The organism is Microcystis sp. LE19-10.1B, from assembly GCF_027530565.1.
Classification (GTDB): Bacteria; Cyanobacteriota; Cyanobacteriia; order Cyanobacteriales; family Microcystaceae; genus Microcystis; species Microcystis aeruginosa.
On the sequence record NZ_JAPZQM010000255.1, the window covers coordinates 1 to 3,189 of the forward strand.

At 43.5% G+C, this 3,189-nt stretch carries 2 protein-coding genes and 1 pseudogene; 1 reads left to right on the forward strand and 2 read right to left on the reverse strand.

What is annotated here, in order from left to right:
- Positions 1-136: 136 nt before the first annotated feature.
- Positions 137-1,045 (reverse strand): annotated as a pseudogene (locus O9332_RS09175) (RNA-guided endonuclease InsQ/TnpB family protein); the annotation flags it as partial.
- Between the two features lie 90 nt (positions 1,046-1,135).
- Here O9332_RS09175 and O9332_RS09180 point away from each other — a divergent pair.
- Complete coding sequence (locus tag O9332_RS09180) at positions 1,136-1,990, forward strand: helix-turn-helix domain-containing protein (protein WP_288025051.1); 855 nt, start codon at positions 1,136-1,138, stop codon at positions 1,988-1,990.
- A 105-nt stretch (positions 1,991-2,095) separates the two neighbouring features.
- Here the strand turns inward: O9332_RS09180 and O9332_RS09185 are convergent, their stop codons facing one another.
- Entirely contained in the window at positions 2,096-2,608 is a 513-nt protein-coding gene (locus O9332_RS09185; RefSeq protein ID WP_002760886.1) for a hypothetical protein, read from the reverse strand.
- Between the last annotated feature and the right edge of the window lie 581 nt (positions 2,609-3,189).

Here is a 3,189-nt window from a genome sequence, read left to right on the forward strand (position 1 = left end):
AATTCTCTCTAGCATTTTCTGGCTCTCGGGGTTTAGGTCTCTAATCAATCTCATTGTATTTTCCTGCTGCTTCGTTTTTTTATGTATTATACTTCTTAATTTTTTATTTGGGTAATTAATTTTGCATGACTACTTACCAACGGCATTTATAGGCTAATTGTCGAGGGATTTCTCCCCAGCTTACATCAGATATTGCCTGAGATAATTTCGGTTTTTTGACCATATTCTTGACAGCTAAATTCTCAACTACAATCGTTTGATTTTCACGAACTAATTGAGTGGTTAGCTTATGTAAATGGTCTTTTCTGTTATCAGTAATTTGGGCGTTAATTCTGGCTAGTTTGATTCTCGCTTTTTCTCGATTCTTTGAGCCTTTTTTCTTCCTAGAAAGGCTTTTTGGGTCCTTTCGCAGTCTCTGATAATGCTTTTTAAAATGCTTAGGATTAGATACTTTGTCACCATCGCTAGTAATCACAAGGCTACTAATTCCTAAGTCAATTCCAATGGCTTTATCTGTTACTGGTAATGGCTTAATCGTTGGGTCATCAAATCTAATTGAAATATGCCAACGCCCTGAGGGATGTAATCTGACTGTTACTGTGCTTGGTTCACAGCTTTCTGGGATTTGTCTTGACCATCGAATAGGTAAAGGTTCTGTGCATTTAGCTAAATAGATTTGTCTGTCTTTGAACTTAAAAGCAGATTTGGTAAATTCGGCGCTTCCTCCCTGATGTTTTTTCTTAAAGTTAGGATACTTAGTACGACCAGCAAAGAAATTGGTAAAAGCCGTTTGTAGGTGTCTTAACCCTTGTGGTAAAGGTACACAGCTTACTTCATTGAGAAAGTCTAATTCTTCTTGCTTTTTCCAATCGGTTAGCATTGAAGAAGTTTGAGCGTAGCCTACTCTTTCTTGTCTTTCGTACCAAGCTTGTGTTCTGAGATGGAGTGCCTTATTGTAAACCAATCTTACATAGCCCAAAGTGCGCCGCAATAGCGACTCTTGTTCGGGTGTGGGGTAAAATCGGAACGAGTAGGCCTTTTCCATATCTCGCACTCTAGCATATATCGTGTAAATGCGCTAATATTTAACAGTAACGCCGTCGTAGAACGACGGGGTTTCAGACCCAAATTTTCGATGACTGGAATTATGAGTCAACTCAGTCCCCTACAAGCCGAACAAATCAAGGAAATCGGGACTTATTTACGTCAAAAACGGGAAGAAAGCGGCCTGAGCATGGACGATATCGCCGCCCTGACGATGATTAGAGTACCAATGCTAGAAGCGTTGGAAACGGGGAATTGGCAGAAATTACCAGAATTAATTTATGTCAAGGGATTTATCAAACGCTACGGTGATGCTCTAAAAATTGATGGTAAAGCTTTAGCCGATCGCTTGTCTCCTAGTGCGGAACAATTAGCTCAAGAGGTAACTATCCCGAAAACACTGCCCACAAAAGTTACCCCTCTCCCCAAGGCTGAACCCGCTGCCCCAAAAGTGGAACCGGTGAAAGCAGAAAAACCAGCCCCGGAAACTGGCCCTCAACCGGCTAAATCAACCTTTTTCGGGATGTATCTCTGGCTAGGCTTGCTGGCGGGCATATTTTGTGGTATTGGCTATCTTTTCCTCCGTCCCCCTCTCTCTAACCCCCCTGCCCTTACTCCCTCTCCTTCCCCCGTGGTTTCCCCCGCGCCGGTAGTCCCTCCCGCACCGATAGCCTCTCCTTCCCCTTCTCCTCAGTCAAAAGTTCCCCTCTCAGCCGAAGTAACTATTGAACAGGCCGCTTGGGTAAGGGTAATTGCCGATGGCAAAAAAGTCCATGAAGGCAATCTCCAACCCGGGACTAAACAAACTTGGACAGCCCAAAAGAGTTTAAATATTCGATCGGGCAATGCTGGCGGTGTTAAAATCTCTCTTAACGAAAAACCTGCCCAATTAATGGGTAAAGCTGGCCAAATTGGCGAAATCACCCTAACTGCACCCCCTCAGTAGGATTGGGTGTGGGGTGTGGGAAGATGGGGTGATGGGGTGTTGGGGTGTTGGGAAGAATAAAAAAAATAATCTCCTGACTCCCGACTCCTGATCACTGATCACTGATCAGGCTGCATTATCCCAGATGGGGGTAAGGGTCTGATAATCGTAGCGGGAAGCGTTGGGATGACAGGTGACACAGGTGGTGTGACCGAGAGGAGTGGGTAAATTGACCCTAGGGTGCAAAACCTTTAAATAGCTAGACTGTTCAATTAAGAGGGGAACAAAAGTAGTCTCGCTAAGAGGGCGGGAAGAATAACTGAGATAATCCCAGATAAGACGCTGAGTAATGCCAACAATTGGTTTTAAACGGATACCATAGTGAGAATTAGGATTTTCTAGGATTTTTTTCCAAGTTTGACTGGGTAGGATGCTCGGAGGAATAGCAATATGGCAGGTGGCACAATTTTCTAGATAGGTTTGCTCTCCAATTTGATAACGATTTAGCAATGTATCCGAGGAGGGAGATTGGGCGATCGCTGGTTGTTGAAGTAGCGAAGCCAGTAGAATACCCCCTAGAATACTGAGGAGAAAGAGGATCAGAAAAAAAATCGATTTCACTTGACCGCTGGAAGGCATGACTGGGATGACGAGTAATTGAACACAATTTTGACACTCTCGCCATCACAATGCCAAGCTGTGTGATGGGAGATTCTTGCTTCACAGAAACCTGCTTTTTAAGACGAATCCCAAGGAGTCTTACAGTCTCTCCACAAGCTTAAACTCCTGACTGCCCATCAGTATTTGGGAGCTTCTGGTTTATGTGTGGAAACGAGGTCTATACTGATATTTTCTAGTTTCTTCCGCGGCCCGACTGAGCATCGCCGAACGTTAAAATAGCCCTAAAAGTCTTGCTTGATAGGTATTTCACGGTTTCCTAAGCAAAAATTAAGTAGGTAGGCGTTAAAAATTATCAGATGCCCCCCTTATCAAGGGGGGACTAAGGGGGGATCGGCACCCCCCTTATCAAGGCTGTCCATTAGTCACATCTTTCTTAACATTTCAAACCTTTGTAGCACAACGCTTTCAAGACTCGGTTAACAATTTGTAATATTCCTTGTTGACACCCTTACTGACAAAGAAAAAACTGAAATCAAGTCAGGATAAGAGTTGGAGTGCTTAATGAAAAAATTGTTAAGAAAGATCCCTATAAGGGATAG